The sequence below is a fragment of the Mycobacterium sp. UM_CSW genome (genome assembly GCF_000455205.1).
Classification (GTDB): domain Bacteria; phylum Actinomycetota; class Actinomycetes; order Mycobacteriales; family Mycobacteriaceae; genus Mycobacterium.
This window is the reverse complement of record NZ_AUWQ01000041.1, coordinates 90,447-115,283: the sequence shown is the minus strand read 5'-3', so window position 1 is coordinate 115,283 and position 24,837 is coordinate 90,447. Positions and strand designations below refer to the sequence as shown.

The 24,837-nt window shown below is 67.8% G+C and carries 25 protein-coding genes; 10 read left to right on the top strand and 15 right to left on the bottom strand.

Annotated elements, in window-relative coordinates; genetic code table 11:
- Nucleotides 1-49 precede the first annotated feature (49 nt).
- Together N415_RS16535 and N415_RS16530 are read left to right on the top strand one after the other, a co-directional pair.
- Complete coding sequence (locus N415_RS16535; RefSeq protein WP_239645600.1) at nucleotides 50-574, top strand: preprotein translocase subunit SecD; 525 nt, start codon at nucleotides 50-52, stop codon at nucleotides 572-574.
- Nucleotides 574-1,386 carry a TIM barrel protein gene (locus N415_RS16530; RefSeq protein WP_068183956.1) on the top strand — a complete coding sequence of 271 codons (813 nt, stop codon included), beginning with the start codon at nucleotides 574-576 and terminating at the stop codon, nucleotides 1,384-1,386. Before N415_RS16535 ends, N415_RS16530 begins: the two co-directional genes overlap by 1 nt.
- Before the next feature lie 81 nt (nucleotides 1,387-1,467).
- Here N415_RS16530 and N415_RS16525 read toward each other — a convergent pair whose 3' ends face one another.
- Genes N415_RS16525 through N415_RS16515 form a run of 3 tightly spaced genes read right to left on the bottom strand, consistent with a single transcriptional unit; the run spans nucleotide 1,468 to nucleotide 5,199 of the window.
- Nucleotides 1,468-2,535 (bottom strand): putative zinc-binding metallopeptidase, encoded by a 1,068-nt coding sequence (locus N415_RS16525; RefSeq protein ID WP_068183951.1) that lies wholly within the window; start codon nucleotides 2,533-2,535, stop codon nucleotides 1,468-1,470.
- 7 nt (nucleotides 2,536-2,542) lie between these two features.
- Nucleotides 2,543-3,541 carry a Gfo/Idh/MocA family oxidoreductase gene (locus N415_RS16520; RefSeq protein WP_068183947.1) on the bottom strand — a complete coding sequence of 333 codons (999 nt, stop codon included), beginning with the start codon at nucleotides 3,539-3,541 and terminating at the stop codon, nucleotides 2,543-2,545.
- A gap of 56 nt (nucleotides 3,542-3,597) precedes the next feature.
- Entirely contained in the window at nucleotides 3,598-5,199 is a 1,602-nt protein-coding gene (locus tag N415_RS16515) for an arylsulfatase (protein WP_068183945.1), read from the bottom strand.
- A gap of 98 nt (nucleotides 5,200-5,297) precedes the next feature.
- Here N415_RS16515 and N415_RS16510 point away from each other — a divergent pair, with 98 nt between their 5' ends.
- Entirely contained in the window at nucleotides 5,298-6,317 is a 1,020-nt protein-coding gene (locus N415_RS16510) for a nitronate monooxygenase (protein ID WP_068183943.1), read from the top strand.
- Between the two features lie 25 nt (nucleotides 6,318-6,342).
- On the opposite strand, the gene N415_RS16505 is transcribed toward N415_RS16510, so the two are convergent.
- The 3 genes from N415_RS16505 to N415_RS16495 all read right to left on the bottom strand — a co-directional run bounded on the left by N415_RS16505 (nucleotide 6,343) and on the right by N415_RS16495 (nucleotide 9,014).
- Nucleotides 6,343-6,567 carry a hypothetical protein gene (locus tag N415_RS16505; RefSeq protein ID WP_068110900.1) on the bottom strand — a complete coding sequence of 75 codons (225 nt, stop codon included), beginning with the start codon at nucleotides 6,565-6,567 and terminating at the stop codon, nucleotides 6,343-6,345.
- 142 nt (nucleotides 6,568-6,709) lie between these two features.
- Nucleotides 6,710-7,705: an alpha/beta hydrolase gene (locus N415_RS16500; RefSeq protein ID WP_068183940.1), complete on the bottom strand. Its 996-nt coding sequence runs from the start codon at nucleotides 7,703-7,705 to the stop codon at nucleotides 6,710-6,712.
- A 154-nt stretch (nucleotides 7,706-7,859) separates the two neighbouring features.
- Nucleotides 7,860-9,014 carry a serine/threonine-protein kinase gene (locus N415_RS16495; protein ID WP_068183935.1) on the bottom strand — a complete coding sequence of 385 codons (1,155 nt, stop codon included), beginning with the start codon at nucleotides 9,012-9,014 and terminating at the stop codon, nucleotides 7,860-7,862.
- A gap of 244 nt (nucleotides 9,015-9,258) precedes the next feature.
- Between N415_RS16495 and N415_RS16490 the strand changes: the two genes are divergently transcribed.
- The gene (locus tag N415_RS16490) at nucleotides 9,259-9,555 is read left to right on the top strand and encodes a hypothetical protein (RefSeq protein ID WP_068183933.1); all 297 of its coding nucleotides are present in this window, start codon (nucleotides 9,259-9,261) and stop codon (nucleotides 9,553-9,555) included.
- Here N415_RS16490 and N415_RS16485 read toward each other — a convergent pair.
- The 4 genes from N415_RS16485 to N415_RS16470 all read right to left on the bottom strand — a co-directional run bounded on the left by N415_RS16485 (nucleotide 9,552) and on the right by N415_RS16470 (nucleotide 13,674).
- Nucleotides 9,552-10,820 carry an amidohydrolase family protein gene (locus N415_RS16485; protein WP_068183930.1) on the bottom strand — a complete coding sequence of 423 codons (1,269 nt, stop codon included), beginning with the start codon at nucleotides 10,818-10,820 and terminating at the stop codon, nucleotides 9,552-9,554. The two genes, N415_RS16490 and N415_RS16485, sit on opposite strands and share 4 nt — an antisense overlap.
- A 125-nt stretch (nucleotides 10,821-10,945) precedes the next feature.
- Entirely contained in the window at nucleotides 10,946-11,719 is a 774-nt protein-coding gene (locus tag N415_RS16480; RefSeq protein ID WP_068183927.1) for a class II aldolase/adducin family protein, read from the bottom strand.
- A complete protein-coding gene (locus tag N415_RS16475) occupies nucleotides 11,706-13,319 on the bottom strand; it encodes a class I adenylate-forming enzyme family protein (protein ID WP_068183925.1) in 1,614 nt (537 codons plus the stop codon). Before N415_RS16475 ends, N415_RS16480 begins: the two co-directional genes overlap by 14 nt.
- 49 nt (nucleotides 13,320-13,368) lie before the next feature.
- The gene (locus N415_RS16470; RefSeq protein ID WP_152531427.1) at nucleotides 13,369-13,674 is read right to left on the bottom strand and encodes a hypothetical protein; all 306 of its coding nucleotides are present in this window, start codon (nucleotides 13,672-13,674) and stop codon (nucleotides 13,369-13,371) included.
- A 63-nt stretch (nucleotides 13,675-13,737) separates the two neighbouring features.
- Between N415_RS16470 and N415_RS16465 the strand changes: the two genes are divergently transcribed.
- From N415_RS16465 to N415_RS16455, 3 genes are all read left to right on the top strand, one after another.
- Nucleotides 13,738-14,235, top strand: a complete 498-nt coding sequence (locus N415_RS16465) for a hypothetical protein (RefSeq protein ID WP_068183921.1) — start codon at nucleotides 13,738-13,740, stop codon at nucleotides 14,233-14,235.
- 26 nt (nucleotides 14,236-14,261) lie between these two features.
- Complete coding sequence (locus N415_RS16460) at nucleotides 14,262-14,609, top strand: SHOCT domain-containing protein (protein WP_068183918.1); 348 nt, start codon at nucleotides 14,262-14,264, stop codon at nucleotides 14,607-14,609.
- A gap of 92 nt (nucleotides 14,610-14,701) precedes the next feature.
- A complete protein-coding gene (locus N415_RS16455; RefSeq protein ID WP_068183916.1) occupies nucleotides 14,702-15,553 on the top strand; it encodes a DMT family transporter in 852 nt (283 codons plus the stop codon).
- A gap of 191 nt (nucleotides 15,554-15,744) precedes the next feature.
- Here the strand turns inward: N415_RS16455 and N415_RS16450 are convergent, their stop codons facing one another.
- Nucleotides 15,745-18,006, bottom strand: coding sequence for an MMPL family transporter (locus tag N415_RS16450; protein WP_068183914.1), 2,262 nt, complete (start codon nucleotides 18,004-18,006; stop codon nucleotides 15,745-15,747).
- A gap of 104 nt (nucleotides 18,007-18,110) precedes the next feature.
- Between N415_RS16450 and N415_RS16445 the strand changes: the two genes are divergently transcribed.
- From N415_RS16445 to N415_RS16435, 3 genes are read left to right on the top strand one after another with little or no spacing between them, the layout of a single operon-like run.
- Nucleotides 18,111-18,575 (top strand): helix-turn-helix domain-containing protein, encoded by a 465-nt coding sequence (locus N415_RS16445; RefSeq protein ID WP_068183911.1) that lies wholly within the window; start codon nucleotides 18,111-18,113, stop codon nucleotides 18,573-18,575.
- Nucleotides 18,576-19,079: a hypothetical protein gene (locus tag N415_RS16440; RefSeq protein WP_068183908.1), complete on the top strand. Its 504-nt coding sequence runs from the start codon at nucleotides 18,576-18,578 to the stop codon at nucleotides 19,077-19,079.
- The gene (locus N415_RS16435; RefSeq protein WP_068183905.1) at nucleotides 19,076-20,275 is read left to right on the top strand and encodes a DUF6545 domain-containing protein; all 1,200 of its coding nucleotides are present in this window, start codon (nucleotides 19,076-19,078) and stop codon (nucleotides 20,273-20,275) included. Before N415_RS16440 ends, N415_RS16435 begins: the two co-directional genes overlap by 4 nt.
- A 1-nt stretch (nucleotide 20,276) precedes the next feature.
- On the opposite strand, the gene fadD1 is transcribed toward N415_RS16435, so the two are convergent.
- From fadD1 to N415_RS16415, 4 genes are read right to left on the bottom strand one after another with little or no spacing between them, the layout of a single operon-like run.
- Complete coding sequence (gene fadD1, locus N415_RS16430) at nucleotides 20,277-21,854, bottom strand: fatty-acid--CoA ligase FadD1 (RefSeq protein ID WP_068183902.1); 1,578 nt, start codon at nucleotides 21,852-21,854, stop codon at nucleotides 20,277-20,279.
- Nucleotides 21,851-23,449, bottom strand: coding sequence for an NAD(P)/FAD-dependent oxidoreductase (locus N415_RS16425; protein WP_068183899.1), 1,599 nt, complete (start codon nucleotides 23,447-23,449; stop codon nucleotides 21,851-21,853). The genes fadD1 and N415_RS16425 overlap by 4 nt, the downstream gene beginning before the upstream one ends.
- A complete protein-coding gene (locus N415_RS16420; RefSeq protein WP_239645597.1) occupies nucleotides 23,446-24,432 on the bottom strand; it encodes an alpha/beta hydrolase in 987 nt (328 codons plus the stop codon). Before N415_RS16420 ends, N415_RS16425 begins: the two co-directional genes overlap by 4 nt.
- Nucleotides 24,429-24,836 carry an OB-fold domain-containing protein gene (locus N415_RS16415; RefSeq protein ID WP_068183897.1) on the bottom strand — a complete coding sequence of 136 codons (408 nt, stop codon included), beginning with the start codon at nucleotides 24,834-24,836 and terminating at the stop codon, nucleotides 24,429-24,431. Before N415_RS16415 ends, N415_RS16420 begins: the two co-directional genes overlap by 4 nt.
- Nucleotide 24,837 lies beyond the last annotated feature (1 nt).

Below are 24,837 nucleotides of genomic sequence, written 5' to 3'. Positions count from 1 at the left end.
CCTGATGGGCGCCCGCGGCCTCACGAGCGCTGTGCTGCTCGGCGCGGTGATGTGCGGCTGCCACTCGACGCCACACCACACCTCCACGACCGCGCCAACCACCGCCGCCGCATCGACGACCACCCAATCGCCGCCGCCCGTGGTGAGCATTCAGCCGTTGCCGGTCCGGCCGGTGCAGAGGTCGCAGCCGACGACGCCCAACAAGTGCCCCGCCACCAACCCGGGTAGTCCGGTGGCGCCGACGAACGTGCTGGTTACCTGCGACCTGGCCCGGAGCACCCTCTATACGTTGGGTCCCGAGACGATGCGGCTGGCGCTGACACACGTGGACCCGCCGGCGTCGCTGACGTCCGGTTTCTACGAGGTGAGCCTGACAATGGACCCGCTTTCGGCGGCTGCCTGGGCAACGTTCACCGCCGCCCACCTGCAGGACCACGTCGCCTTCGTCCGCGACGACCTGGTTCTGGAGGCGCCGATCATCGTCGAGCCGGTGACTTCCGGGAAGATCGCGTTGACCACGCAAACACCCCAGGCCGCTGATCAATTGGCCCAACTGGCCGGCCGGCCCGCGTAATGGACCGCCTCGGTGTCGGATTTCTCGGCGGCTTCGGCCTTCCCCCAGCGGAATTCGTCGATCTCACCGCGGACCTCGGCTGCAGGTACATGTCGGCGGTTGTGCGGGGGCTTCCGCTGGTAGCGCTCGGCTATCCGCCGTTCTCCCTCAAGGACGCGGCGCTGCGGCGAGATGTGCGGACCGCGATGGACAACCGTGGCGTCACGATCTCGCTCGGCGACGGGTTCCTGGTATCGCCCGGCGCCGACATGCGGGATTTCGCGGGCGATCTCGACGCGCTGGCCGACCTCGGCGTTCCGCGGATCAACGTGGTGAGCCTTGACCCCGACCTCGGCCGCACGTTCGACCAGTTCGCGATCCTTACAGAACTGGCCGCCGAGCGCGGCATCCAGACGGTCGTGGAACCGGTGCCGGGGCTGACGATTGGCGACCTGCCTACCGCGCTGGCCGCCCGGGAACACGTGGCGCGGGCCGACTTTCGGTTGCTGATCGACACCATGCACCTGGTGCGATCCGGCTCGACCGCCGCGGACATCGCGGCCATGGACCCCAACCACATCGGGTACGCCCAAGTCAACGACACGACGCTGGCGCCTCGGGGCGACAACTACATGGAGGAAGCCATGTTCGAACGCATGGTTCCCGGCGAGGGTGAATTGCCGCTCCACGACATCCTTTCCGCGCTGCCCGCAGATATCGTGATCGAAATCGAAGTCCCGAGAAGGTCTCTGGCGCTGGCGGGCGTCAGCCCGATCGATCGCCTCCGCCCTTGCGTCGAGGCGGCGCGGCGCTTGTTGGCCGAGATCTCCTGAGTTATCAGGCCGTGGGGGCGACGGGCCGGAAGGCGCGCTTCTCGACGTCCCGGCAATCCCGCCCCATCCGGCTCTCCTCGCCTACCCCTGCCGCGCGGTCCCTCGAATCACTTTGTGCACGAATGCCAGCTTGCGGACCACCGGAGGCGGGATGTGGAACGGGTAGAGCGGGTTCTTTCCCATGGCGGTGTTCACCTGATTGAAGAACAGCGCCAACCACTTCCAGTCTTCGAGCAGATGCTCAATCGGCGCAGCGTCATACGACGCGAGCGGAACAATATCGCGCGGCACCGAGAAGCGGACCCGGTCGGCGTGCAAGACCATCCCGGCCTCGCGGGAGGTGGCCATGGTGTCGGCGATGTGCAGGTAATGCGCGAAGCATTCGGCGAAGTCCTCCCACGGGTGCATCGTCGCGTATTCGGAGATGTAGGAGTCGCCCCAGTCCGGCGGGGGGCCGAATTTGTAGTGTCGTGCCATCTCGTGTTGGTAATCCGCGCGCTCGTCGCCGAAGATCTCGCGGCATTCTTCGAGATAGCGGGCGGCGCCGGGATCCTGCTCCACGAGGACGTTTTGGTAGTAGTGGCCGATCTCGTGGCGGAAGTGACCGAGCATGGTGCGATAGGGCTCGCCGAGATTGACCCGCAGCGCCTCACGGTAGGCGTCGAGCGACTCCACCAGGTCGATGGTGATCACCCCGTCGGCGTGTCCGATCACCACCCGCTCGCCGCCGCTGTAACTGGACAGCAGGTCGAACGCCAGCCCGCCGTCCTTCCGCCAGTAGGGATCGATCGGCAACCCGATGTCGATGAGTTGATATACCAAGCGGCGCAGCGCACGCGCGGTGGACGCGAGCTTCTCCACTGCGATGGTGTCGTCCGCGTCGGGCTCTCGGCGGATCAGCGAATCGGCTAGGCATCGGCCCTGCTCGCCGCCGATTTCTTGGCGCTCCGGGGTTAACCAGTTGCAGCCGAGGGTGGCCGACCTCGTGCACCGAATCCAGACCTCGCCGTCGACGACGGCCGCACCGGAGGAGGTCACGACCATCGCGCGGCTTGGCACATGCAGTCCAAGCTCGGCCGAGCAATTCGGGCAGCGCGTCGATTCGAAGGGCGCGAAGCCGCGACACCGGGGGCAGGCGAACGCGTGCACCGGAGGATCAACTCGGGTTGCGTAGGGGAAGCCCCGCGGCCCGGTAAATCTCGTCGATGACGGTCATGTTTTCGATCGCGTCCTCGGGGGTCGTCTTGACCGGTTCCCCGCGCAGCACCGCCGCGGCGAAGGCGTCGAGCTGATAGGCGTAGGTGGTGCGGCGCGAAAAGCGCTCGACGCGTCGACCATCGTGCGATCGGATCGTGAGCCGGTGGAAAGCGCTGGGCAACACGGGGTTCAAGACCCGCACCTCACCGTGCTCGCCCACCACGTGGGCGCTGATCTGCAGCAGCCGCGACGACCACATCGAGCAGCGGACTCGGCCGGTGTGCCCGCCGGCGAACTTCACTTCGGCCGTCATGGCCCGGTCGACCTGCGGATCGCGCAATTTCGCCCGCGCGGAGACGACTTCCGGCGTCGAACCACCGAAGGTGCGGACCATGTGGACCGAGTAGCACCCGGCGTCCATCAGCGCCCCGCCGGCAAGCGAATAGTTGTAGCGGATGTCGGAGAACCTGGGCAGGGGGAAGCACATGGCGGCCTCCACCCTTCGCAGCTTGCCCAGCTCGCCGGAGGCGATGATCTCCTCGACGCGGCGGGTCAGCGGGTGGTAGCGATAGTGGAAGGCCTCCATCACCACCCGATCGGAATTCGCGGCGATCGCGGCGATCTCGCGCGCCTCGGCGGCGTTGGCGGTGAACGGCTTTTCGCACAGGACATGCTTGCCGGCGTCCAGCGCGGCCCGCGTCCACCGGCCGTGCAGGCCGTTCGGCAGGGGGTTGTAGACCGCGTCGACGGTCGGGTCGGCGATCAGCGCGTCGTAGCTGTCGTGCACCCGCGGGATGCTGTGCTTGGCGGCAAAGTCCCGCCCACGCGCCGGGTCGCGGGCCGCCACGGCGGTCACCTCGACCTGGCTGTGTTGCTTTGCGGGGTTGACGACCGCCAGGGGCGCGATGCGGGCCGCGCCCAAGATGCCGATACGGATGGGGTTGCCGTCAGCTGACACGGAGCCGACGCTAGCACTCGGGCGCAACCCGCCACGGCTATCGAAGAAATCCGCTTCTAGAGGTCGGCGTCGAACACCGAGATGGGGTCGAGGATCACGCCGGTCTCCTCGACATAGCGATCCCACAGCGCCAGCAGCTCGGCCAGCTTGTCGGGCCGCTCGGCGGCCAGATCCTCGATCTCGCCCGGGTCGCCGGACAGGTCGTACAGCTGCCAGGCGCCCGGACCGTACGGCGCGGGCAGATAAACCGCCTTCCAGTCACCCTGACGGATCGCCCTGCGCCCAAACAATTCCCAGCCGGTGCCGGTGTCCACGCCGTGGACCGCTTCGCTTTCGCACGACAGGTATGGCACCAGGGAACGGCCCCGCATGGGCGCGACGTCGCGGCCCCGGTAGGCGGTGCCCGGGTGCGCGACACCGGCGAGCTCGAGCACCGTCGGGGCGATGTCCATGACCGTCGTGAAGGCCGTGCCGACTTCGGCCTGCCGGGCAAAGCCGGGCCAGGTCACGAAGCCCACCACCCGGATCCCGCCCTCGGTGGTGAACGCCTTGTGCAGTCGCGACGGCGCGGTGGCCGCCTGCGCCCAGCGCGGGCCGTACCAGATGAACGAGGTGGGCCCGCCCAGGTTGTCGAGGCTGTTGTCGCAGTACTTTTCGATCTGCGCGACGATCTGGGCGCCGCGCAGCGGCATCGCCTCGACCATCGCACCCTCCGCGCCGTTGTCGGACAGGAAGATCACGACGGTGTTGGCCAGTTCGCCGGTGTCGGACAAATAGTCGATGACCCGGCCGATGTTCTGATCCATCCGGTCCACCATCGCGGCGTAGACCTCCATGCTGCGGGCCGAACGCGCGCGCTCGTCATCGCTCATGTCGGCCCATTCGGGGGCGCCGTCGGCCACGACCGGGTGCGCCTCGACGTCGGGCGGGCACAGGCCGAGCTTCTTCAGCGCCGCCAGTCGGGCCTCGCGCAATTCGTCGGGTCCGGCGTCGTAGCGGCCGTGATAGGTCGCGATGGTCTCGCCCGGCGCCTGCAGCGGCCAATGCGGGGCCTGAAATGGCAGGTAGGCAAAGAACGGACGGTCATCCTCGTCGGAGCGCTCGCGGAAGTAGCGCAGCAGGGTGTCGACGTAGAAGTCGGAAGAGTAGAAGTCGTCACCAACGGTGACGAACTGGTCATCCTCGGTGTAAAGCGTTGCCACGGGCGAAAACCCGCCACCTACCGCGGGGCCGTAGTGGCTGGCGCCGGCCGGCAGCAAGGCGAACGAGCGCTCGAACCCGCGGGCCCACGGCGACGTTTCGATGGTGTCGCCCAGGTGCCACTTGCCCGACATCAGCGTCAGATACCCGGCGTCGCGCAGCAGCTCGGGCAGGGCCACGACCCGGTCGTTCAGGTAGCCCTCGTAGCCGGGGGCGCCGCGGAACTCGGGAATCGCGACCTCGAGCATCGTGCCGATGCCCGCGATGTGGTGGTCGGTGCCGGTCAACAGCATCGCCCGGGTGGGCGAGCACGCCGGGGCGGAGTGGAAGTCGGTGAACCGGACGCCGGCGTAGGCCAGCCGGTCCAGGTTCGGCGTATTGATCTCGCCGCCGAACGCGCCGATGTCGGAATATCCGAGGTCGTCCGCCACGATGACTAGAAAGTTGGGCCGCTTCACGGTGAAGCATCCTGTCAGGTCGGGCGCCGGGATGGAATGGCAATGCTTCGCCGATATTCTCAGGGCAGCGTGTGATCCGGACTCGAAGGGGGACTGCGATGCTGGAACAGTTCGAGATGTCGATACCGCTGGTCGCCGCCCCGATGGCCGGCGGGCCGACCACGCCGGCGATGGTGTCGGCCGCGACCCAGGCCGGCGCCCTCGGCATGCTGGCGGCCGGGTACAAGACCGTCGACGCCGTCGAGGCGGAGATCAAGAAGGTGCGTGCCGAGGGAATTCCGTTCGGGATCAACCTCTTTGCGCCCAATCCCCTGCCCGTCGACCCCGACAGCTACCGCGCCTACGCAGCGATCGTCCAAAAGGAGGCCGATCAGTTCGGTCTGACGCTTCCAACCGAGCCGATCGACGACACCGACCGCTTCGACGAGAAGATCGCGCTGCTGCTCGACGACCCGGTGCCGTTGGTGTCGTTCACGTTCGGGATACCGCCGCGCGAGGTGATCACCGCCCTGAAGAAGGCCAATACCGTTGTGGTGCAGACCGTGACGACGCCCGACGAGGCGGCGCAGGCGCGCGACGCCGGGGTCGACATGCTCGCCGTGCAGGCGGCGACGGCCGGCGGGCATTCGGGCACGCTCTCGCCCCGCAGGCCGTTGACACCGGTCCCGATCGTCGACCTCGTCGCGCAGATCGTCGCGACGGTACCGCTGCCGGTGATGGCCGCCGGTGGCCTCGCCACTCCGGTCGCGGTGGCCGACGTGATCCGCGCCGGCGCCGTGGCGGCCGCGGTCGGAACGGTTCTGCTCCGCGCCACCGAAAGCGGCGCCTCGGCCACCCACCAGGCCGCCCTCATGGATCCGGCTTACAGCGAGACCGTGATCACCCGGGCCTTTACCGGCCGGCCGGCCCGCGGCCTGCGTAACGCGTTCATCGATGCCCACGAGGCGCAGGCGCCGCTGGGCTACCCGGCGATTCACTACCTCACCAGCCCGATGCGCAAGGCTGCCGCCGCGGCGGGCAAGCCGGACTACGTCCACCTGTGGGCGGGCACCGGGTATCGGCACGCCACCGCCGAGCCCGCGGCGGACATCCTGCGGCGGTTGGCCTCCGACCTCTGACCGGCTACCGGCCGGGGCCGGGAAATCAGTTGCTCAGATACAGGTACCAGAGGCCGTCGGAATGCTGAACGCAGGAGAAATGGGTGAAGGTGCCGGGGTGGTTGACCTCTACGTGGGGGCCGTCTACCTCGCACGCGGCCTGGGTCGCGTAGTTGCCTTCGACCTGAATCTCTTCGGCGTTGCTGATGCCGACGCCGGTGGTCAGCAGCCCACAGAACGCCAAAGCACCGGCGGCAACGATCTTCCTCATCGGGCAACCTCCAGTTCGCTTCCGCCCCGGGGCGGAGATGTCAGCCAATTGCGATGGCCCGACGTTAGCGAGCCGCGGGCGTTCCCGCACAGCAAACGAAAAGAATTTGCACGCTCATAACATTCGAGCCTGCCGCCGGCGGTCAGCTGGCCGCGCCACGGACAGGCCGGCGCCGCATGGACATCACTCCGTCGATCGCCGCGCTGACGCACTCCGCGTCCTCTTCCAGCAGCATGTGCCCCGCGGAGGGCCGGTGCAGGTGGGTGGCGCCCGGGATGGCGGCCGCCAGATCACGCGCGTGCTCGGCCGGCGTGGTCCGGTCCGCTCCACCGCTGATGACGACCGTGTTCGCGGCGATCGCGGAGAGCCCGTCGTACTGGTCGTACCGCTTCAGGCTGGGCAGGAAGCCGGCCGCCGTCGTCAAGGAGATCGTGCGGATCGCGGATTGGGTGACCGCTGCGGCGCCGTTGCGCTCGACGCCGGAATATTTGATGAGGCCTTCGCAGACGGGTCGCACCAGCCCGTTGATCGCCTGATCCGTCGCCCGCCGCGGCATATGGTGCACGAGATCGAACAGCGCTCCCGTGGCCCGGCTGGCCAGCAAGCGGCCCAGCCCACGCTCGGCGAGCCGGCCCGCCGCCGTCGCCACCAGGACGAGGCCCTGCGGCTCCACCGGGCGCTCGGCGGCCGGCCGCGCCAGGTAGGCCAGGGCCGTCATCCCGCCCATCGAGTGGCCTGCCAGGGTCAGCGGGCCGCTCACGCGCAGAACGGCGAGGACGTCGGCGAGGTCTGCGGCCAGCCGGTCGATCTCGTAAGTGTGCATGTCGGCCCCGGTCGAACGGCCGTGGCCGCGGTGGTCGTAGGTAATGATTCGCACGCTGTCGCCCCACCGACGCACCAGGTGGCGGACCTGAAGGGCCCAGCTCGACTGGGTCAGGCACAGGCCGTGCATCAGGACCACGGTGTGATCCCGGGCGCCGGCCGCACCGTAGTCACGGACCGCGAGCCGCACGCCGTCACTGGCGATGACCGTGCGCTCGACATAGCCGTCCCGCCCCGTGGGCAGTCGCTGCGGAAGCGCAGCGGACGTCCCGCTGTAGGCGTTTGATCCCGTAGTCAGTTCCGGCTGAGTGAACACGGCGCGCTCCTGGTCGGTGTCTGGGTCGAGGGGGTCTCGACACCTTGTTCACTCGAAGCTACGGAGCGATTACGGCGCAGACGCGCTTGTGCGCAATACCCGCTCAACGAGCGATTTTGAGCTTTTGCGCATTGTGCTCGTGGGGTTGGGAGGCCTAATCGCCGCCGTGTCCCTTGCCATGCCCCTTGCCGGGGCCATGCCGTGGCGGAGGCGCCGGCTGTTCCGTGGGAGGGGCCGGCGGAACCGGATTGCTCACCGGCACCGGCACCGGCGACGGGGTGCTCGTCGTCACCGGATTGGCGGGCGCGCTCGAGGGCGCCGGGTCGGAAGCGATCGCAAACGGGACAACGAGCATCGCCGCCAGGACGGCCGCGGCGGCAAGCAGCTTCCTCGTCCGGCCCCCGGGCCGCGGATTCCGCGCCGGCAGGGGCGCCTCGAGCACCTTGGTCGGCCGGCGCGGCGGCGCCGCGACGGGCATCCCCGCCACCACGGCCGCCCCACGACCGTGCAGGGCGCCCCGCATGTCCGTGGCGCCGCCGAACCGCTGTCGCGGATCCGGCGCCATCGCGCGTTCGATCGCGGTGATCAGGGCGGGATCGACGTCGGGTCGCAGCAGGGCCAGCGGCGGCGGCCGGTCGTGCAAGATGGCGCGGGCCAGGGCGCCCATGTTCTCCTGCGGGAAGGGGCGATGCCCCGCGAGCGCCTCATAGCCGACCACCCCGACGGCGTAGAGGTCATCGGCCACGGTCGCCGGCGCCCCGGCGAGCCGCTGGGGACTCAGGTAGGCGATGGTGCCGAAGACCTGGCCCGTCATCGTGTGGGCGACTGCCTCGTGGGTTTTGGCGATCCCGAAGTCGGCGACCTTCATGGCCTCGCCGTCGGCACCGACCAGGATGTTTCCGGGCTTGATGTCCCGATGCAGGATCGCTGCGCGGTGCGCGGCCGTCAGCGCGGCGAGAACGTTGTCGAGGGTGGCTCGGACGTGCGGGACCGGAAGGGGACCGCGGGCGATCTGGTCGGCCAGCGAACTGCCCGGCAACCGCTCCATCACGATGAAAGGTATGCCGTCGTGCTCGCCGCAGTCGTGAACCGCCACGATGTTCGGATGGTTCAGCGCCGCGGCCGCGCGCGCCTCCGCGTCGAATCGCTTCCGAATGTCGGGCTGCGCGTTGAACACCGGGTGCAATAGCTTGATGGCGACGGGCCGGTTCAGTCGGGTGTCCCAGCCGTCGCGAACTTCGGCCATGCCGCCCAGGCCCAGCCTGCCGCGCACCTCGTAGCGGCCGGCCAGCAACGCGAGGGTGTTCATTCGCCTGCCAATCCCACTGCTTGTCTGACGGTCGGATTTGAACGCGCGGACCGACGTCCCCGAACGGCTACCCATCGCCCGGCGGTTCAAAACGCACGCCCGCGACCGCCGCGACCAGAGCTTTTGCGCATTGTGTTCGGTCGATGCGACGTGTTCGCCATCCGGTGGGGGCCTCGCTCCGAAGGACTAACGAGCAATTGTTGTCGGGGTCGATGCCGTCGGGTCGAATAGGGAGGCTGTCTTGATGGGAATTGCGACGTTCAAAACGGTTGCCGCTGGCGATGGTTCACCGCAGTCCCCGTCCGGATACTGCTACTACCTGGTTTTCCACGCGGTCGCGACGGCCTTGCTGCTCATCACGTTGGTGGCCGCCATCTGGCAGTTCATGAACTGGATCGCGGAGCCGTCGTGCCCGAGGGACGTGTCGCTGGCGTCCGTATCGTCATCCGTGTCGGCGCCGGTGGGCGCGTCGCACCACCTTTCGGCGCGCGGCGACACGGATTGCCCGTGTCCCCACGAGCGTCAACCCGAAAAGGCCTAGAAAGCATCGGGATTGCGCTGGACCTCGACCGGCACGGGATGCCGGTACAGCCGAGACGCGTTCTCCCAACTGAACTTTCGGATCACGTCCGGTGGCAAATCGCCGATCTGTTCGTGGATCGTTTCCTGGGTATGCGGCCAGGTGGAGTCGCAGTGCGGGTAGTCGGCCTCCAGCATGATGTTGTCAGCGCCGATCCGGTCGCGCTGCACGAACGACGATTTGTCCTCCACCGCGCAGAACCAGAAGTTGCGGGTGAAAACCTCTGCGGGAGTGAGGCTTTCGCCGAGGGCCTGCCAGGTGCCATACATCGCGTGGTAGCTGAGCATGTGGTCGAGGCGGTCCAGCAAGCCCGCGACCCAGCCGATTCCGCCCTCCGACAGGCAGATCTTCAGGTTGGGGAACCGGCTGGGCAGGCCGGAGTACAGCCAGTCGACCGCCGCGGAAATGGCGTAGGCGAAGAACAGCACGCCCTGGACGTCCGGCGGCGCGTCGTCGGTGGTGGACGGTGAAGAACCGGAGGAGCCGATGTGCAGGTTCACCACGGTGTCCGTCTCGGCGCACGCCGCCATCATCGGGTCCCAGTGGCCGGAGTGGATGCTGGGCAACCCGAGCATCGCCGGGTTCTCGCTGAAAGTGACGGCGTGAAAGCCGCGTTCGGCGTTCTCATAGATCATCTTCGCGCCGAGTTCGGGGTCCAGCAGCCACGGCAGCTGGCAGGGAATGATGCGTTCGGGATACGAGCCCGCCCAGACCTCGAGGTGCCAGTCGTTCCATGCCCGCACCGACGCCAACGCCAGGTCGCGGTCCGTGGTGACCTGCTGCAGCCGCTGGCCTGCGAACCCCGGGAGGAACGAGGGAAAGTTCAGCGAGGCGTAGATGCCGTTGAGGTCCATGTCTTTGACGCGCGCGTGGATATCCCATGCGCCCCTGCGCATCTCGTCGAACCGGACCGGCTCGAAGCCGTACTCGGCCACCGGCCGCCCGACGACGGCGTTGAATCCGACGTTGGGCAGTTCCCGGCCGTCGTACACCCAGGTCTGTCCCCCGCTGCCGGTCTCCACGACTTTTGGGGCGCGGTCGGCGAACTTGCGGGGCAGTCGCCCGGTGAAGGTGTCGGGCGGTTCGACGATGTGGTCGTCCACCGAGATCACCGCGTAACGCCGTGGCGCGCGGGGCGGATCGGGCAGGAAGGTAACCGAGCGGTCGCCGCCCGTCTTGGCGGTGGTGAAGTTCAGGTCGCCGGCCAGCTCATCGATCGATTTCACTCGTCAGTCTCCTCGCGGGGCAGGGCGCTTGAGTGTGCGCTGACGGCTTTGACTGTGCGCCCAGGGCGGGAATCTGGGCCGACACGCGCCAAGGGGACACACGCAACGCCCACGTTTCACGGGCATCACGTGAGGACATCGGGATCGGCCTTGATGGTCATCCGGGCCGCCCCCGCCCAGTACACGTCGGCGGCGCGCTCGATCAGCGACCGCTGCATGCCGGCCATGTCCGACCAGTTCATCTTCACCGGTTCCCGGCCGGTGAGCATGACGTCGTAGGCCAGCTTGCAGACCCGTTCGATGGACGCCGCCCGGTACACGGCTTCCGGCAGGTTGCGACCCGTCGCGATGACGCCGTGGTTGGCCAGGATCGTGAGGTTGGCGCCGCCGATCCGCGCGGCGAGATCCGCGGCGCGCGCGGGGCTGTCGACTTCCCCGTCGTACGTGTCGACCAGGCACAGGTCGTCGAGGTAGAGCGAACCGGTTTGGTGGACGAGTTCGGGAAGCTTGCCCAACGCGGCGAGCACGCACACGTAGTAGGGGTGGTTGTGGATGACGACCCGGGCGTCGTCGCGCACCCGGTGCAGTTCGGTGTGGATGTGGATGGCCGGGGTGACATCCCATCGACCGCGGACCACCCGCGCCTCGCTGTCCACCACGCAGATATCCGAGGCGGTGAGCTCCTGCCACCACAGCCCCCACGGATTGACGAACATGTCCGTCTGGCCGTCGAGCTGCCAAGTGATGTGTCCGGCCATGTTTTCCGCGAAGCCGATGCCGGCGAGGTGCCGGAAAGCCACGGCCAGCGCCTGCTCGTTGGACAGGTCGACGCCGATCGGGGGCACCACCGACGGCGCCCACACCTCGACGCCACCTCGACGTGCGTTAGGAGCGTTCATGATCCGCCTCCGTCCTGATTCGAATATCCTCGCGGAGCTGGCCTTTGGCAATCTTGCCGCCGGACGATCGGGGCAGCTCGTCGACCACGATGAGCCGTTCGGGCAGCAGCTCCTTGGAGACGCCCAGCGCCAACAGGTGCTCGACGAGCTCCGGCAGATCGACGGCCCGCGATTCGACGAGTTCGGCGTAAAGGCAAACCTTTTCACCGAATACCGGATCGGGCATCGCGACGGCCGCCGCTACCGCGATCGCGGGGTGGGTGGTGGCGGCGTCCTCGACCTGGCTGGCGCTGATGTTCTTGCCGCCGCGGACGATGAAGTCGGACGTCCGGCCGGTGACGCTCAGATAGCCGTCCGCGTCGATCTCGCAGATGTCGCCCATGCGCATCCACCCGTCGGCGGTGAACAGCTTGTCGTGGTCGGTCCCGCCCAGGTACCCGAGGCTCGTCGCCGGGCCCCGGCACGCGGGCTGTCCGCGCCCCGTCGCGGTGACGTCCCGGTCGCCGTCGAAGAGCCGAACCGCCATCTCCGGGACGATCCGGCCGCCGGTGCGCAGCCGGCGCTCCCGGGGGTCGTCGACCGTGGTCGCGCTCAGCATCCCCGTCTCGTTCGAGCCGTAGAACTGCAGGATCTTCGCTCCGGTGAGGTCCTCGAACTCCGCGGCGGGCCGGTAGGGCAGCGCCTCGCCGCCCGCGAAAACGACGCGTAGCGAACTCAGGTCGTGATCGCGAGATGTCGGGTCCGCCATCAGCATCGTCAGTTGTGTGCTGACACAACACAGCACGGTGACCTGGTGGCGGGCGATCGCCTCACACGCCGCAGACGCGGTGAACCTCGGCAGGATCACCGCGGTGGCGCCGAGGTAGATCGGCGTCGTGTGGCTGGTCCAAAGTCCAAACCCGAACGGCGTCGGTATCACCGGCAGGAAGACGTCGTCCGGTGTCAGCAACCCGTTTGCGACGGCCTTCTGGTGAAAGTAGTGCCAACGGTTTTGCGTGTGCACGACGCATTTGGGCAGGCCGGTGGTCCCGGAGGTGGAGTTGATCAGGAAGACGTCGTCGGGACCCAGTTGTGTCTCCGCGGTCACCGACCTTGGCTCCGCGTCGACGTTCAGCCGCAGCGCGCCCGGATCGCCGTCCAGGACCAGCGCGGATTCGCCGGCCACGCCCACCGCGGCGTCGGCGCGCTGGGCGTCGCTGACCAGAATCTTCGGCCCCGCGTTGCGCAGGATCGCGGCGACCTCGCGGGTCCCGGCGCGCGCGCCGATGCCGACCACGACGGCACCGCACCGTTCAATCGCGACGAACAGCACGTGGATGGCGGCGGAGTCGCCGTGCCACACCGCGACCCGATCACCGTGCGCCACACCGACACCGGCCAGTAGCTCGGCCAATTGTGTTGCGGCACGGTCGAATTCGTGCCATGACAGCGACTTCCCGGGATGGTCGACGTAGGCGGGACGCTCCGGCGCCGACCGAGCGTTCTGGCGCACCGCGGCCGACAGCGTCAAATCGGACCACCAGCCGGCGGCGCGAAACAGGGCCGGGTCCTCGTCGGTGAATGCCGGCGAGCCGACGGTATCCAGCCCACCTGCGCTCATTCGCAAATGATAGGAAAGCCGCCCGGGTCCTGGTCAGGAAGCCCGGTCGCTACGGATTTTGCGGGGGCGGAGCGTCGTGTTGGTTGGCGCCCGCCGTACCGGGATGCGGGTGCGGCGTGGGACAGGTGCGGTGCGGAATGCAGCCACAGTTCAGGCCGATGATGCAGGCGCCGCCGCCGACGGGCTGCACCGGTATCGCGCCGCCCCCATCGCCGGGAGCGGGCGCGACACTCGAGGACTGGGCCGTCGCGCCGCTCGGCGACTCACCAGCGCCGGTGACGCCCAGCCCGACCGCAAGCACGACACCGGCGCCAGCGCAGACCGCGGCCGCCGTACGGCGCATACGGTTCGTCATGGCAGTCAACTGTAGTTTCTTTTCAGAAGATGCGCATCGCGACAAGCGGAGGGCAGCGGCAGGATGAAATACCCACGGGCTTCCCACTTGTGGCCGGGGCTGCTGAGCGGCGCCGCCGCGGGAGCCGCCGGTACCACCGCGCTCAACGTGATCACCTATCTCGACATCGCGGTGCGCGGCCGGCCGACGAGCTCCACGCCCGAACGGACCGTCGAGGCGATGGCGAAGCTGTTCGGCCTGACGGTGCCGGGATCCGGTGACGTCCTGGCCAACCGGCTGCTCGGCCTGGGCGCGCTGACCGGGTATGCCGCGGGGATCGGGATGGGCCTGATCCTCGGGCTGGCCTACGCGCTGGGCTGGCGCCCGAGCCTCGTGGTCGCCACGCTGGTCGCGACGGCGATCGCCTTGATAGGCACCAACGGGCCGATGACCGTGCTCGGCGTGACCGACCCGCGAACCTGGGGCGTCGTCGGCTGGATCAGCGATTTGGTTCCGCACTTCGGCTACGGCGTCGTCACCGCCCTGGTGCTGGATTGCCTTTGCCGCAGTTGGGATCGGTAGCCACCCGCCCGGTTTCCACTTGCCGCATGAAGACCAAGGCCGCTGTCCTGTTGTCCGGCGCGCTGATCGCCCTGCTGCTGGTCTCGCGCTACTTCGCTCTGAGCCGCGCGGGCGTGCCGCTCGGGTGGATGCTCTACCTCGGGCTGCCGATCACCGCGGGCGGGGTGCTCTTCGCGCTCCGGCTCGTCAACCTCGGCTCGGGATGGGGCATCCGGGACACGAGGCAGCCCGCGCATCCGACGGCGCCTTCGTATCCGGACCCGCCGGTGCCGGTTCCCGAGCGCTTCAGGGAACTGGAGGCGCTGCGCGCCGCCGGCGCGATCTCCGAGTCGGAGTACACCGCCAAGCTCGCCCGCATCCTCTCGCAGATGTGAGTTGCCTGGGCTTGAGCGTGGGGCCTATGGACGAATCCGCGGCAGTTTCCCTACCTAGGGCCCACACTCGCCGGCCCCCGTATTGTCATTCTGTGCTCATCGGGTTCCTGCTCGCGCTGGGCTGCTCGGTGTGCTACGGCACCGCCACGGTATTGCAGGCGGTCGCCACACGATCGGTCGAACCCGCCAGCAAGTCCGGCGTCGACGCGGTGCTGCTGATGCGGGCCGTCCGGCAGTGGCGCTATATCGCCGGCATCGGCCTTGACGTCCTCGGGTTTCTGCTTCAGGTGATGGCGCTGCGGTTGGTGCCGATCTACGTCGTGGCCGCGGCGCTGGCAGCATCGATCGCGGTCACCGGCATCGTCTCGGCGTGGGTGCTGTCGGCACGGCTGTCCGCGACGGAATGGACGGCCGTCGCGGTGGTCTGCGTGAGCCTCGTCGTGCTCGCGTGCGCTGCGGGTCCCGGGCACTTTCGCCGCGCCCCGGCCGGACTCGGCTGGGCGCTGATCGGTGTGGTCGCCGCGATATTCCTCATCGGTGCCGCCGCCGGCCGGTTGCATGACCGCGCCCGGGGGCTCGCCCTGGGCCTTTGCGCGGGAAGCGGATTCGGCGTGGTCGAAATCGCGGTGCGCCTGATGGACGTGGTCGACCCGACCAAGCCTGCCTTCTACACCCAGCCGGCGCTCTACGCGGGCGCGGGCGGCGGGGTCGCGGGATTTCTCCTGCTCACCTCCGCCCTGCACCGCGGTTCGGTGACGACGACGGTGGCGGCCATGGTCGTCGGCGAGACGATCGCACCCGCGATCGTGGGCGTCGTCTGGCTGGGTGACTCCGCCCGCGACGGCCTCGGCTGGCTGGTGATCGCGGGATTCGTTGTGGCCGTGTGCGGAACGCTGGTGTTGGCGCGCTTCGGCGAGGCGCCCACGCCCGCCGAGGCCGGTTGAGTCATTTCGCTCTGCCCGCGGAACCTATTCTGCTGCAGCCGATATAGCGACCCTGAGTGACGACTGAGTCCAGGGCGACGACGACGCGGGTCGGTTTTCGTGCGCGGTCCGGCCGGCCGGAACCCAGGCATGCGAAAACGGCTCGGGGCCAACCCGATTGCGTCACACGGCCCGTTACAGACCGGCTCCTGCTATTCATCCTCGGCCAAGTAACCGGGCGCCACGTGCCTGGCGTGGCTGGCGGATTCGCTGATGCCGATTCGGTTGTGCAGCCAGGCTAGCGGTTTGGGGCTCCACCAGTTGGCCCGGCCCAGCACATGCATGAAGACCGGTAGCAGTACGGTGCGTATCACGGTCGCGTCCATGAGTATGGCCAGGGTCAGTCCGAGCCCGAACATCCTCATGAACGAGACCTGCGAGGCGGCCAGCGCGGCAAACGAGATTGACATGACCAGCGCGGCGGCGGTGATCACGCGCCCGGTACGGGCCACTCCCAACGCCACGCACACGTCGTTGGCGTCGCTGCTACGGGCCGATGCCAGCCAGTACTCGCGAATCCGTGACACCAGGAACACCTCATAGTCCATGGATAGGCCGAACGCGATGCAGAACATCAGTACCGCCGTGTTGGCGATCAGCGTTCCGGTAGACGTGGTCCCCAGGGCGTCAAGGTGGCCCTCTTGGAATATCCACACCAAGGCACCGAACGTCGCCGTCAGCGATAAGACGTTGAGGATCAACGCCTTGAGTGGCAGCACCACGCTACCGGTAAGCAAGAACAGCAGGGCGAAGGTGACGACAGCGATAAATCCGACCGCCAGCGGCAGGCGCGAGGTGATGGCTTCGACGCTGTCGCGGTCGGCTTGCGCGAGGCCAGCGAGCTGGACTGACCGGCCACCGGGGCCCGGCAGCTTGTGTAACCGGTCGAGTTGGGTGTCGGAGGCTGACGAATTCAACGGCGCGGAACTGGCGACGGTCAAAAATGCACTGCCGCCGACGATCCCAGTCGCGGCCTCCGGTGGCCCAACATCGTGCCCATCGATGAAGGTGCCGGCCGGAGCGGCTACCGCGGACACGTCGGGCACCCGAGACAGTTCGGCAGCGTAGCCGTCAAAGTCGGAAGGAACCAGGTCGCGCGCGTTGGGGATGACGACCTGTATCGCCGGCGCGGAATCGTTGGCGAAACCGTTGCGGAGCTGGTCGCCCACCTGATGGGCGGACGCAGATCGCGGCAACAGGCGGTCGTCGGAATAGCCCCACTTCACGTGCAGGAATGGGAATCCCAGCAGCAGCAGCACGGCGAGCGCGGCCAGCCCGATGGGCATCGCTCGGCGCATCACCAGCTTGGTTGACCGGTACCAGAACAGCTGTTCCGGTCGTCTCGGCAGCGGATCAGGTCGATGCAGCACCCGACGTGCCAGCCGGCGAACATCCAGGGAGTCCAGCCGGGGCCCCAGTGCGGCAATCGCTGCCGGGGTCACCATGATCGCCGCCAGACCCGCAAATGCGACGGTTGCAACTCCGGCATAGGCGAACGATCTCAAGAAGTACATGGGGAACAACAGCATCACGGCCATCGACAGCGCTACCGTGGTCGCGGAGAAGAGCACGGTTCGCCCGGCCGTGGCCATCGTCCGGATCAGTGCGTCGTTGGGAGTGGCTCCTTCGGCCAGCTCGTCGCGGTAGCGGCTGATGATCAATAGCGTGTAGTCGATGGCCAGCGCCAGGCCCAGCGCGGTGCTGAGGTTGAGCGCCAGAATCGAGACGTCCGTGGTGAAAGTCAGTAGCCGCAGTATCGACATGGAACCGACGATGGCGATCAGCCCCACGGCAACGGGCAGCGCCGCCGCGAGCAGGCCACCGAACACCCACACCAGCGCAAGGAAGCTCAACGGGATTGCGATGAATTCCATCAACACCAGGTCGCGCTGGGTTTGATCGTTGACCTGCGCGTAGACCATCGCCATTCCCCCAGCGCGCACGTCGACTCCGTCGCGGTCGCCCCCGATTTGATCGGACAGCGCCTTGGCGTATTTCGGCGCGTTGTTTTCCCCGCCTTTGAGGTTGGCCACGATCAAGCCGGACTTGCCGTCCTTGCTAATCAGCCCGGCCGCGATTTCCGGTGCAGCGGTCCACGCCGAGGACACGTTCAGCACGTGCGGGGACCGCAACAGCTGTTCGCCGATATCGGTGCCGACCCGACGAGCTTGATCGCTGGCGGCACCTCCGGGCGCAGTCACCACAAACACCAGCTGTTGATCGCTTTGACCGAACTTGTCGGTTAACAGCCCGCTGGCGTGGGCCGACTCCGAGCTCGGATCCCGGAAGCCGCCTACCGACAGGCTCGGAGCGACCGGGGCGCCAAAAACCGTTGCCCCGATAAGGATCAGCAAGGCAACGGCGATGACCCGCCGCGGCGCGGCGATAGCCAACAGCGCGATCCGGTGCAGCATGTAGTGTCCTTCCAAAGTTTGTCACCCGGTATCGCCCGACGTACCATCCCCAGTTGAGTAACGTGAGTACATGCCGATAGCGGTCATGATAAACGGGAGTACACATGGGCGGCCACGGGGATGCGCAAGGCGTGGAGAAGGGCGACCTGGCGGCCCGCCTGAACAAGCTCTTCGAGATCATGCGTCGGCCAGACACGCCGCCGCTGTCGAATGCTGCCGCCGCGGCCGCGATCACCACCCAAACCGGTGTCTCGATCAGCCCGGCATACCTCTGGCAGCTGAGAAGCGGAGTCAAGGACAACCCAACGGTCCAACATTTGCGCGCCATCGCCGAGTTTTTCGGGGTACCGGCCAGCTATCTCATTGATCGCGATCCGGACGCGCAGATCGATGCCCAACTCAATCTTCTGCAAGCGTTGCGTGATAACGGCGTACGGGACTTGGCCATGCGTGCGAGCGGCCTTACTCCGCAGGCACTCAACAGTGTGGCCCTGATTCTTGACCGCGTTCGCGAACTTGAGCGGCTTCCGCCGATCGCGCACCCGGGCGCCGGTGAGGGGGAGGCGTAAATGACACTTTCGAATGGTGACATCTTGGCGCTGGCACGTCGCCAACCGATCCCGGTCCCCTGGGACAGGGACGTGTTCATCCGCAATCTGGCCGAATTGCGCGGCCGCCCAATCAGATTGATTCCGACCGACACCGCCGCTCTGGCCGACAGTCCATGCGGGCTGTGGCTGGCTCGCGACAACGACGACCTGATCCTGCACGAGATCGGGACCACCGACTACCACATCGACCAGATCGTCGGCCACGAGATCGGGCACATGCTCCTAGGTCACCACCGAAGTCCTGCTTTCGGCGCAGACAAGGGGCGGGAACACGACCTGTGCCGCCAGGTCTTGCCCGATATCGATCCTCAAACCGTGCACGCGGTGCTCGGGCGCAGCAATGGCGGCAGCGAGCAAGAGCGCGATGCCGAAATGTTCGCTTCCCTGCTGATGATCGCGGCCGCCGAAGCCAACGAACGCTCGTCGATGATGATGCGTAGCGCCTTCTTCCATCGGCGATGACCTCCACCGTCCCAGGCTTCATCGCCTGGCCCGTGATCATCGCCATGGCGGTGCTTCTCGCCGCGCGCTTCCGCTGGTGCAGGACCAACCTCTACGAGAGGTACTACAGCAATCTGATGGCCTGGATCCTGCTGATCGAGCTCCTGCGTGAGCACGAAGTAGAAGTCATGCTGTCCAAACGGGCTCTGTTGACCGTCACCACCGCCCAGCAATTATCTTCCGCGGCAATGATCTTCGCCGCCACCGAATTCATTGGCTTCACGATGTTGTGGACTCGGCTCTCACCGGTCGAAACGCGCCGGGGTCACCGCTATTACCGCCTGGCCGCGGTCATATTATGCGTGGCATACCTGGTCGCGGCGACCCGTGCCCGCGTTGCCGGTCAAACCCTTGAAGTCGCCGGCGGCTGGGACGGAGTCTTGGCCTGCAGCTTCTATACGGCCATGATTCTCCTGCTGGCGGTTCGGGCTATTTGGATGTTCGCAGCCGAGGTGCGAAAGAGCACCCAGAAACGTGACCTCTTCCTCGCCGTCGGCGGGCTACTGGTCGGTGTGCTGACCGCAGCAGCCTGCCTGGAAGCGCTGGTCTCTGCCGCGACCGATCAGCTCGGCTGGACCGACACCCTGAGGTTCCGGCTCTGGTTGCACGGCTTTGAGGCCTTTTGCATAGCAGTCATCGTGTATGGCTTCGGAGCTGTTCCGCTCGTAGCGCGAGTGCTGCGGTACCTCGGACTGGATCCCACCAGCCGCTCCTGGAAAAACTTGGCCGCCTTAAGGGCAAGCTTGACAACGGTGGTCCCGGAAAGCAGTTTCAACCTCGACGACGACAATTATCGGTTTCAAAAGACCACCCTGCAGCTACACCAAACAATTATCGAAATCCGCGACGCCATCCTGCACCTGCGTCCCTATTTCCGCGACATAGCGCCGCACGAGCTGGCCGGGTTCCTCCAGGCAAACGCCGTGCCAACCGCCGAACACGACGCGGCGTCGCAAACCTTACAACTGGCTCACGCCGCCAGAGCCAAAACCGCAGACGCCACGCCCGGATCCCCCGACGTGGCAACGATCCTGCGCTCCCGGGCGACAACCCTCGACGAGGAGGTCACCGAACTGTTGGCCCTGGCGAAATGGTGGAAGCCCGCCCTAGCGGCCACCGAACAGTTCAGCCAGATTGCGCCCGCCGAGGCCGGGTGAGTCACGGCGTCACGCTGTAGGTGGTGCCGCGCGTCGCGCGGGTCCACAGCATCCCACCCTGCGCGGTGATGCCGGCGGCGATCAACTCCCGTTTGAGGATCTTGTTGGTGGCGGTCGCGGGCAGGTCGTCGTTGATCCGCACGTAGCGCGGCCACGCCTTGGGCGACAGGTCGGGCTGCGAGGCGAGGAACTTCTCGAAATCATCGGGGCTCAAGGGGGTTTCGTCGCGTAGCACGAGTGCGGCCATCACCTGGTCGCCGACCCGGTCGTCGGGCACCGCATAAACCGCGACCTGACCGACCTGCGGCAGCCGTTCCAGGATCCGCTCGATCGGCGCGGCCGCCAGGTTTTCGCCGTCCACCCGCATCCAGTCCGCGGTGCGCCCGGCCAGATAGATCCAGCCGTCGGCGTCGCGGTAGGCCAGATCGCCCGACCAGTACATGCCGTGCCGCATGCGCTCGGCCGTCGCGGCGGGATCGTTGTAGTAGCCGGTGAACGGTCCGGCGCCCTGGGTGTTGACGAGTTCGCCGACGGCGTCGTCGAAGTTGGTCAGCGCGCCGTGGTCGTCGAACTCCGCCACCGCGCACTCGGTCAGGGTTCGCGGGTTGTAGATGCTGACTCCCGGGTAGGGCTTGCCGATCGAGCCGGGTGGGGCGCCGTCCTCGCGCACGACGATCACCGCGAACTCGCTGGAGCCGAAGCTGTCGATGACGCGGCATCCGAAACGCCGTGCGAACTCGTCGATGTCGCGATCGGTCGCCTCGTTGCCGAACGCGATCCGCAGCGAGGTCTCGGCGTCGTCGGGACGTTCGGGCGTGGCAAGGATCAGCGCCAGCGGCTTGCCGACATAGTTCAGGTAGGTCACCTGGTAGCGGCGCACGTCGTCGATGAAGCGTGACGGCGAGAACTTGGCCGGCACCATCGTGGCGCCGCTGCCGATGGCGACCGCCCATCCGGCGGCGATCCCGTTGGAGTGAAACAGCGGCATGGCCAGGTAGCAGACGTCCTCGGCGGTGACGTCGTACTGCCAGATCAGGCTGGTCCCGCACATGATCGCCATGCCGTGCGCGAATCGGACGGCCTTGGGGTCTCCGCTGGTGCCGGAGGTGAAGATCATCATCAGGGTGTCCGCGGCGGTGACCTCGCGATGCGGAACGAGGGCCGGGGCCGCGGCGACCGCGTCGGCGTAACGCGTCGAGCCCACGTCGATGACCTGAATCCCGTTGAGCGCCAGGCCTTCCAACAGGGGCAGGTGCTCGCCGTCGACGAGCAGGATCTGGCAGTCGGATCGGCGGATGTCGGCGAGCAGCCCTGGCCCACGCCGGGTGGTGTTGATCCCGCACAACACGTAGCCGCCCAGCGCGGCGGCGGCCATGGCGCGCAGCATCGCCGGGGAGTTGCTGAGCAGCGCGCCGACGTGCAGCGGACGGGCGGGGTCGGCGAGGCCGATCAGCGCGGCCGCCTCGGCCTCGGCCTCGGCCAGATGTTGCCGCCAGGTCCACGTCCGGTCGGCGTGGACGACCGCGACAGTGTCGTCGTTGCGGCGTTCGCGTAGCAGCTGCTGCACAGTCTCGGTCATCGGGTGGTCAGCACCAGCCCGGCGTAGTTGTGGGCGGCGACCGCGTCGCAGTGGCGCCGGTAGTTACCGAAACCGCCGGCGTAGGGCATGAATACGCGCTTCTTGCCTTCGATGTTGGCGCCCAGGTACCACGACGACGCGGCCTTGGGGAAAAGCGTCTGGTCGGCGGCCTGTGCCACGTGGCGGGTCCAGGCCACGGCGGCGTCGCGGCGCGGTTCCACCTCGCTGAGGCCGAGTCGGCGCGCCGTGAGCATCAGTTCGATCACCCAGTCGATCTGCACCTCGGCGTGCAGCACCATGTTGGCCAGCACCGACGGGCTGCCGGGCCCGCTGATGGTGAACAGGTTGGGCAGGCCCGGCACCATCAGGCCGAGGAACGTCAGCGGGCCGTCGGCCCACACGTCGCGCAGCCGCACTCCGCCGGGCCCGCACGGGTCGATCCGGGTCAGCGCACCGGTCAGCGCGTCGAAGCCGGTCGCGAAGACCAGCACGTCGCACGGGTAGGTGGCTTCGCTGGTTCGCACGCCCTCACCGGTGATGGAGTCGATGGGCTCGCGGCGCAGGTTCACCAGCCGGACGTTGTCGCGGTTGAACGTCGCGTAATAACCTGCGTCGGTACAGATCCGCTTGGTCCCGATCGGGTGGTCGACCGGTATGAGATCGGCCGCGACGACGGGATCGTGCACGATTTCCCGGATGCGTTCCTCGGCGAATTCCCTTGCGATGTCGTTCGCCGCCGGGTCGCTGTTCTGATCGGGGAAGGTCTTGGCGAACAGCACGCCGCCCTCGCGCCAGCGCCGCCACAGGGCATCGAGGCGCTCCTGCGGTTCGGTGTCGATCGCCTTCTTGTGGTAGGTGCCGTGCGGCGTGCCCGCCGAGGCGTAGGCCGACAGCCGGCGGCGCTCCGGGTAGTCCTCCCGGATCTGTTGCTGTTCCTCGGGAGACCATGGGCGGTTGGGCATCGGGATGCTGTAGTTCGCCGAGCGCTGGAACACCACCAGCCGCTCCGCCTCGGCGGCGATGACCGGAACCGCTTGAATGCCAGACGAACCCGTGCCGATCAGCCCCACCCATTTGCCGCGCAGGTCCGGATCCTCGTCTGGCCACTCGGCCGTGAAGTACACCTCGCCGGCGAAGTCGCCGGCGCCGGGGATGTCGGGGCGGTTCACCGCCGAAAGGCAGCCCGTCGCGCACAACAGATAACGCGCGGCGTGCTCCTGGCCGCCGGAGGTGCGCACGTGCCAGCGCCCGTCGTCCTGGTCGAAGTCGGCGCCGACCACGTGGACGCCGAACCGGTAGTGGCGGCGCAGGTCGAACCGGTCGGCGACGTGGCGGAGATAGGCCAGGATCTCCGGCTGCGCGGCGAAGCGTTCTGTCCAGGTCCAGCTCCGCTGCAGTTCCTCGTCGAACGAGTATGAGTAGTCCACACTTTCGACGTCGCACCGTGCGCCAGGATAGCGATTCCAATACCAGGTGCCGCCCACGTCGGGAGCCGCCTCGATGCCGATCACCGACAGCCCCGCCGAGGCCGCCCGGTGCACGGCATACAGTCCGGCGAACCCCGCGCCGACGACGATGACGTCCGTATCGGTCATGTCGCCTCGCAACGCGTCGGCGCGAGGAGCCCGCGCAGGTCGCCGCATATCATCTCGCGCGCCGAGGCCGCCGGCGGAAAGGATTGAATCGTCATGAACCCGTGGAACAATCCCGGGAAATCGCGGTGCACGACCGGTACCCCGGCGCTGCGCAGGCGGTGCGCGTAGTGGCATCCTTCGCTGTGCAGCGGATCCAGCCCGGCGGTCGCGATCACCGCGGGGGGCAGGTCCGCATGAGAATCCGCGCGGGCGGGCGCCACCAGGTAGGGCGGGTCGACGAGCCTGTCGGCGCCGAGGTATTGCCGCCAGTACCACTGCATCGCGGCGCGGGTGTTGAAGTATCCGGTGCCATAGCGGTGGTAGCTGTCGGTGTCGAACGACGGGTCGATGGCCGGGTAGAGCAGCAGCTGGGCGGCCGGCGGGGAGACGCTTCGTTCGCGACACAGGATCGCGGTGACGGCCGCGAGATTCCCGCCGGCGCTGTCGCCGGCGACCGCCGTCCGCATGGGGTCGATGCCGAGCCCGGCCGCGTGTTCTACCACCCAGCAGTACGCGGCGAAGGCGTCGAGCGCGGCCGCGGGTGCGGGGTGTTCGGGGGCCAGGCGGTAGCCGACGGACACGACGACGGCCTGGGCGCCGCGCGCCAGGGCGCGACAGAAGCCGTCGTGGGATTCGATGTCGCAGAACACGAATCCGCCGCCGTGGTAGAAGACGATCCCGGGGCGGCGGCCGAACGGTTCGCCGTGCGGGTGGTAGATCCGCACCGGGAGGGCGCCCGCCGGGCCCGGGATCGCGTGGTCGATGGTGTCGCGAACGTCGCCGACGTTCTCGACGGGCAGCCGTCGTTGGGCGACCGCGGCGCGGGCTTCGGGTCCGGTCATGGTCTCGACGCGCGGGAATCCGTCGTTCAGTTCGCGCAGCATCGCCTGCACGACGCCGTCGATCGGGTCGTCCATGGTGGCCTCCGCCGCTGGGCCGGTCACGCCGGCCGATACTTCAGCAAGGTGATTCCGCTCTCGGGCAGATCGTAAAACACGGGCGTGACCCGCATTCCGATTCGGATGCCGGCCGGGTCGACGTCCACCAATTCGGTGCTGATCCGTGGCCCGGCGTCCCAAGCCACCACCGCGGGCAGTTGCGGCACCGCGTCGGCCCAGGGCGGGCCGGTGGGTCGGCGCGCGACGGTGAACGTGTACAGCGTTCCGGCGCCGTCGATTTCGCGCCATTCCAGGTCGTCGGCAAGCGAACCGGGGGCCAGGCTGCGCGGGTAGAAGACGTGGCGTTGCAGCGACGGCGAGTACTGCACCAGGATTCGGTGCTGGCGCAGGCCGTCCCAGAACGGTTGGGAGACCGGCGTGGGCTCGGGCACGGGGTATTCGGCGGTCACG

Coding starts and splice junctions, on each gene's coding strand:
- N415_RS16460 (WP_068183918.1), top strand. CDS start 14,262: ATGAAGACCAAGGCCGCTGTCCTGTTGTCCGGCGCGCTGATCGCCCTG.
- N415_RS16505 (WP_068110900.1), bottom strand. CDS start 6,567: ATGAGGAAGATCGTTGCCGCCGGTGCTTTGGCGTTCTGTGGGCTGCTG.
- N415_RS16480 (WP_068183927.1), bottom strand. CDS start 11,719: ATGAACGCTCCTAACGCACGTCGAGGTGGCGTCGAGGTGTGGGCGCCG.
- N415_RS16425 (WP_068183899.1), bottom strand. CDS start 23,449: ATGACCGATACGGACGTCATCGTCGTCGGCGCGGGGTTCGCCGGACTG.
- N415_RS16470 (WP_152531427.1), bottom strand. CDS start 13,674: ATGACGAACCGTATGCGCCGTACGGCGGCCGCGGTCTGCGCTGGCGCC.
- N415_RS16475 (WP_068183925.1), bottom strand. CDS start 13,319: ATGAGCGCAGGTGGGCTGGATACCGTCGGCTCGCCGGCATTCACCGAC.
- N415_RS16530 (WP_068183956.1), top strand. CDS start 574: ATGGACCGCCTCGGTGTCGGATTTCTCGGCGGCTTCGGCCTTCCCCCA.
- N415_RS16490 (WP_068183933.1), top strand. CDS start 9,259: ATGGGAATTGCGACGTTCAAAACGGTTGCCGCTGGCGATGGTTCACCG.
- N415_RS16465 (WP_068183921.1), top strand. CDS start 13,738: ATGAAATACCCACGGGCTTCCCACTTGTGGCCGGGGCTGCTGAGCGGC.
- N415_RS16440 (WP_068183908.1), top strand. CDS start 18,576: ATGACACTTTCGAATGGTGACATCTTGGCGCTGGCACGTCGCCAACCG.
- N415_RS16445 (WP_068183911.1), top strand. CDS start 18,111: ATGGGCGGCCACGGGGATGCGCAAGGCGTGGAGAAGGGCGACCTGGCG.
- fadD1 (WP_068183902.1), bottom strand. CDS start 21,854: ATGACCGAGACTGTGCAGCAGCTGCTACGCGAACGCCGCAACGACGAC.
- N415_RS16450 (WP_068183914.1), bottom strand. CDS start 18,006: ATGCTGCACCGGATCGCGCTGTTGGCTATCGCCGCGCCGCGGCGGGTC.
- N415_RS16495 (WP_068183935.1), bottom strand. CDS start 9,014: ATGAACACCCTCGCGTTGCTGGCCGGCCGCTACGAGGTGCGCGGCAGG.
- N415_RS16535 (WP_239645600.1), top strand. CDS start 50: ATGTGCGGCTGCCACTCGACGCCACACCACACCTCCACGACCGCGCCA.
- N415_RS16510 (WP_068183943.1), top strand. CDS start 5,298: ATGCTGGAACAGTTCGAGATGTCGATACCGCTGGTCGCCGCCCCGATG.
- N415_RS16435 (WP_068183905.1), top strand. CDS start 19,076: ATGACCTCCACCGTCCCAGGCTTCATCGCCTGGCCCGTGATCATCGCC.